Annotated in this window: 5 protein-coding genes; all 5 read right to left on the reverse strand. The window is 60.3% G+C overall.

The genetic code is table 11. The features are described from left to right. The coding region (locus ACXJ7R_RS23595) for an FAD-dependent oxidoreductase (RefSeq protein ID WP_457153948.1) at positions 1-411 on the reverse strand (411 nt) is incomplete at its 3' end. A 16-nt stretch (positions 412-427) separates the two neighbouring features. After that, positions 428-1,228 carry an ABC transporter permease gene (locus tag ACXJ7R_RS23600; protein ID WP_457153949.1) on the reverse strand — a complete coding sequence of 267 codons (801 nt, stop codon included), beginning with the start codon at positions 1,226-1,228 and terminating at the stop codon, positions 428-430. A 3-nt stretch (positions 1,229-1,231) separates the two neighbouring features. Beyond that, complete coding sequence (locus ACXJ7R_RS23605) at positions 1,232-2,536, reverse strand: ABC transporter permease (RefSeq protein WP_457153950.1); 1,305 nt, start codon at positions 2,534-2,536, stop codon at positions 1,232-1,234. A gap of 22 nt (positions 2,537-2,558) precedes the next feature. Then, positions 2,559-3,659, reverse strand: coding sequence for an ABC transporter substrate-binding protein (locus tag ACXJ7R_RS23610; RefSeq protein ID WP_457153951.1), 1,101 nt, complete (start codon positions 3,657-3,659; stop codon positions 2,559-2,561). Then, positions 3,634-4,689 (reverse strand): ABC transporter ATP-binding protein, encoded by a 1,056-nt coding sequence (locus ACXJ7R_RS23615; protein WP_457153952.1) that lies wholly within the window; start codon positions 4,687-4,689, stop codon positions 3,634-3,636. Before ACXJ7R_RS23615 ends, ACXJ7R_RS23610 begins: the two co-directional genes overlap by 26 nt. Between the last annotated feature and the right edge of the window lie 968 nt (positions 4,690-5,657).

Raw genomic sequence — 5,657 nt, forward strand, 5'->3', positions numbered from 1 at the left:
TTCGATGCCCTCGCGCTCGACGAAGGCCTGGACACCACGCATGGCGGCGTCAAGCTCACGATAAACTTTCAACGCATGCTCGCGCCCCGACTTTTGCGCCAGCCATTCGACGGACCGCTTCAGCGTGCGGCCAACAAAGCCGGCGTTGCGGCGTGCAGCGCCCTCGCCGATCCTCTGCGCATCGACAACAGCAACGTCACAACCCGCGCGCGCCAGATAAATCGCTGCCACCAGGCCCGTGATGCCGCCGCCAACGATGACGACATCAGCCCTACCGCCAAGGCCGGCCGGTTCGGTGTTTTCGTCGGCAGAAGGCAGCGGCGCCGCCGACCACCAATAGGGTTCCTCGCGATAATCGTCGGCGAACAATCCGGTTTGCAACGCACCAGTCTTCCCTGTGTCTTGCGACATGATGTGCAGCATTACGTTACCTATTCCTGTTGACGTTGTAGGCGATAGCCATCAGGCAACTTGTCAGTACGATCATCACCGTGGCGGCGGCGAGGATCGTTGGATCGAGCTGTTCACGCAGTCCCGTGAACATTTGCTTTGGCAGGGTGCGCTGCTGAGGTCCGGCAATAAAAAGGACCATCACCACTTCGTCGAACGACGAGGCGAAAGCGAAGACCGCGCCCGCCGCCACGCCTGGGGCGATAATTGGAAGCATCACCGTTCGAAATGCCGTCACGCGGCCGGCGCCGAGACCTGCCGCCGCCCGCATCAGGTTGAAATCGAAGCGCGTTAGTGTCGCCGTGACGGTGATGACAACGAAGGGTGATGCCAGAATGGTGTGGGCGATAACGACGCCGGCGTAGGAATAGTTGAGGCCGAGCGGCGAAAAGAAAATGAACAGTCCAAGGCCCAGCACGACGACGGGAACGATCATGGGCGAGATGGCAAGCGCCATCACCGCGGTCCGGAAAGGGAACCGTGGATTTACCAGCCCGATTGCCGCGAGCGTGCCCAGGGTCGTGGCGACCACGGTGGTCGAACTCGCAATCACCAGACTGTTGACCATCGCCCCGGTCCACAAAGGCGAGGAAAACAGCTCCGTGAACCAGCGAAGAGACAAGGCACGGAATGGGTAGGTAAACCAGGGATCGGCGTTGAGCGAGATTGGGAGAGCGACCGCCAGCGGCAGCATCAGCAGCAGAAGAACGATCCCGACAAACGCATGGAGCGGTATCCGGATGTAAGTCGGAAACTCTGAATAGGTGCGGCGGGCCATGTTCTATATCCGATCCGACGAGTGACGCGCGACATGTCGCGCGAGGGGGAGTGCCACGATGCCAGCCCCAAAAATCAGTACGGTGCTGAGCGCCGAGGCGAGCCCCCAATTCAGATCCTCATTGGTAAACCTGGCAATGAAGAAGCTCACCATCTGATCGGACGGCCCACCCACCAGTGCGGGCGTCAAATAGAAACCAAGGCACAAAACGAAGGTGAGAAGGCCGCCGGCGGCGGCGCCTGGAATCGCCTGCGGCAGAAAGATCGTTGCATGGGCCCGGAGTGGGCCTGCACCAAGGCTGCGGGCTGCCTTGACCTGGTTCGCCGGGATCGCCCGCATAACGCTGATCATAGGCAGGACCGTGAACGGCAACTGTATCTGGATCATCGCGACGATCGTCGCCATGCGCGTGTAAAGCAGGGGCAGTGGCTCGGATATCAGTCCCGTTCCGGCCAGCGCATTGTTGAGGACGCCGTTGGTCTGAAGGAACACTATCCACGACATGGTGCGCACGAGGAGTGAGGTCCAGAACGGCAGGAGAATGAAGAACAAGAGGAGCGCGGCTGTGCGCCCACTGGAATTGGCWATGACATACGCGACAGGATATCCGATCAAGATCGTGAGCCCCGTCACGACAAGGCTGATCAGGATCGTCCTGAGATAGATCGACCGGAAATCATAACTCGCCTCCTGAGACAATTGACCATCGGCTTCGATCTTTACAGTAAAGCCTGTCGCCCAGCGCATATAAAAGGCGCTGTAGCGACCGTTGTAGTGCTTGATGATGCTCCAGACACCGTTCTGTCCCCAGGCCGGGTCTGCTTTGATCAGTTGGGCCTTCCAGGCCTTAGGGTCGGCGCGGTCGAAATCCTCGGAGATGGCCCGCACGGCACCGAGGATGACGTTCGCCCCGCCCGACAATTCGTAGCCCACCCGACGGCCTAGCGGGCGTACTGATCCGGCGTGGCTTGCGGCCTCGAATTCCTGTCCAAGGGTCATGTAGACGGCGGTGCCCGGCACATCATCACCGTCCCAGGCCTGAAGCGCCTTCGTTGTCCGCGGCAGTGCTCTGGCGATGTCCGCGTCCGATACCGCCGTATGAACGATCGAACCTATCGGGATCACCAGGAACAGAAGCAGAAAAATCAGGAGCGGCGCCGCCGGAAGAGCAGTCCGAACTGCCCTCCGGTGGTTGTCGCTCCTGATAGACGAGCGAACGACGACACGCGCCGTCGGTGCCGAGGCCTTTGCCCCGTGGGCATCATTCCGCGTCATTACCAGGCCCACGTCACCGTACGGTAGTGTCATCCGCGAACTCCCACCACTTGGTTTACTGGGAAATCCAGCTGGAGAAGCGGGCGTTCAGCGCGTCACCGTTTTTGGCCCAAAATGCGCCATCCTGGGCCAGGGCGCCCTCACTGTTTTGCGGGGCAGACGGCAAGTTCGGCAGCACGTCCTTTGCGACCAGATCGCTGGCGGCCTTTACGGTTGGGCCGTATGCAATGTAGTTGCTCAAGGTGGCGTTGACGTCTGGCTTGACGCTGAAGGCCACGAACTCCTTGGCAGCTGCAAGGTTCTTCGACCCGGACGGGATGACCCACATGTCAAAGCCGCGGATCTGGTTGGTCCAGGCGATCCCAAGGTCGGCATTTTCCTTGGTGTTGGCGTCAGCAATACGGCCGTTCCAGGCCAGCGCCATCTTCACCTCGCCGGATTTGAGCAGCTGCGGCGGTTGCGCGCCGGCTTCCCACCAGACTATGTCCTTCTTGATCGTGTCGAGCTTCTTGAAGGCTCTATCGACGCCAGCGGGAGTTGCGAGCGTGGCATAGACGTCCGACACCGCCACACCGTCCGCGAGCAGGGCGAGTTCGAGCGTGTCCACCGGGCTCTTGCGGAAGCCGCGTTTGCCGGGGAAGGTTTTGGTGTCGAAAATGTCGGTCAATTTGGTAGGAGCCTTCGGGAACGCCTGTTTCTGAAATGCCAGGATCGTGGCGTAGACGCTCGTTCCCACCGCGCATTCGGTAAGGGCGCCATCGACGAGGCCCGCGGACTTGAACGCCGCGTCAGCACCAATCTTCTCAAGCAATCCCTGGTCGCAGGCGGTCGCGCCCGTCTGCGGATCGACGTCGATGACGTCCCAGGCGAGATTGCCGCTGTCGACCATGGCACGCAGCTTGGCCAGTTCGCCGCTCCAGGTGTCTTGAGTCACGGTTATGTTCTTTGATTTCGCAAATGGATCGAGGAATGCCTTTGTCTGTGCCTCCTGCAGGGCCCCACCCCAGGAAACGACGGTCAGACCGTCTGCCAGGGCTGGAAAACTCACCGCAGTCAGGACAAGTCCGACAAGGACCGATTGTTTGAATGAGCGTGCTCGTAGCATGTGATGTCCTCTCTGGATTTTCGGGTTATCTGCCGTCGAGCGCCCATGCATCGCGCGGCTCCCAGTCGAGAAGGACAGTCCTGCCCATCTCCATCTGGATTCCCAACGATGATGAACTCTTCGCAATCAACCGTTCCCCGCCCGGCAGTTCGACGTGGATCCGGAACTCGTCGCCGCAGTAGATGATGTCACTGACTTGCCCGCTAAGCGTTCCGGCCCGGTTCTGACCACTAATGCGGACGCTCTCCGGCCTGATGGCGATGGTCGCTTGTTGATCAACCTTCGTGTGAACGCTGCTGCGCGCCCAAATTTCCTGGCCGCCGGCGAGCCTTGCGCGCGCCAGGTCGCCTTCGATCGAGACGACTTTCGCATCAAGGCAGTTGTTGTCCCCAACGAACTCCGCGACAAAGCGGCTCGCGGGATGGCCGTAGATATCTTGCGCCGAACCGATTTGCTGAATGCGGCCGTCGTTGAAAATGGCGATCCTGTCGGACATCGTCAGCGCTTCGTGCTGATCGTGCGTCACGTAGACGACTGTCAGGTCAAGCCGATCGGCGATCCGACGGATTTCGAGCTGCAAGTCCTCGCGCAGTTTCTTGTCCAACGCGCCGAGCGGCTCATCCATCAGCACCAGGCTGGGTTCGAAGACAAGCGCCCGAGCAAGCGCGACCCTTTGTTGCTGGCCACCCGAAAGGGCCGCTGGCCTGCGCTGCGCAAGGTTCGAAAGTTGGACCATCGCCAGCGCTTCGCCGACGCGAGTGGCGATCTGCTCCCTGGAGGAGCCGCGCACCCGCAAGGAATAGCCAACATTCTCGGCGACTGTCATATGCGGGAAGAGGGCATAGTTCTGGAACACCATGCCTATGTTCCGCTTTTCCGGCGGCTTGTCCTGAATCGGCCGCCCGTCGAGCGTGATTTCACCCGCTGAGGGATGTTCGAACCCAGCGAGCATCATGAGCGTCGTCGTCTTGCCCGAGCCCGAAGGACCAAGAAGGGTCAGAAATTCGCCCTTCGCGATGTCAAGGTCGAGATCGCGCACGACGAAACTATGGCCGTCATAGGTTTTGGATATGCCGGTCATGCCGACATGCATCGGGGGCTGAACCATGACTGAAAGTGTCTATCCCATTTTCTCGATTAACGAGACGTGTTATTGAATATCGAGAATAGAAGCACTCGGGTTGGCCCGCGTCAATCCCCTGTGCACAATTTCTAACCGGCGGGGGCTTGTTGCATCCCCATTGGGGGTCGGAACAAGACTGTTCCCTGCCCGACGCTAAGGTCGAACGGAGCAAGAACTTCATCCGGCGTGGCGTAACCGAGCCGGAAGTAACGACGAGGACGAGGCCGGAGGCGCGGAACGCCTGGCTTTCGAATGATCGGCGGCGGATTTCGCCGCGCTTCAGTTTATGCAGCTTCGCCCTTGTTGAGCCCAGCTTGGCAGACATCAACGATCGGCTTTGACCGAAGCGCGTCTGTACTCAATGCGAAAAGGCGCGCGTCGACACCTAGCTGATCCGCAAGATAGTCGATCACAGCCGCGGGTGGCTGCTCGTTGCCCCACAAGAGCCGCCCCGTTTGTCGCTTCGTTCGACCTTAGCGGGTCTGCGGGAACGGTTCTTGTTCCGACCCAACAAGAACGCCGCCGTTGCTCGGGGCGCGCGAAAGCGGACGCCGCATTCATGTTAGGCGTAGTGGAATCGTACTTGCCTTGATGGCACCCCTGCCGGACTCCTCCCGCTTCCGCCGCGAAGCCGTAACGTCAGAAACCACCGCCGAATTCTTACCTTATGACTTCAATTGAAATCAGGACACAGCCGCGAAGGCCACAGAAACTCCCTGGAAGAATTGTGATCCAGACCGTCCCTGCCCAGCCGCTGTCCGGCATCCCGCAGAACCGGCCGTTACTCGAGCGCGGCATGCTCTTATGTGCCTCGCTTGTCGCGACGGCGACAAACAGCGCCGGCGGCAACAGCCGATCTCCGTCGCCAGCGGCGGGATGTCGGAGCCCAGTGACAGGCAGCTTGTCAACACCCGGAAGGCCGAGGC

This window comes from Mesorhizobium sp. P5_C1 (assembly GCF_054049815.1).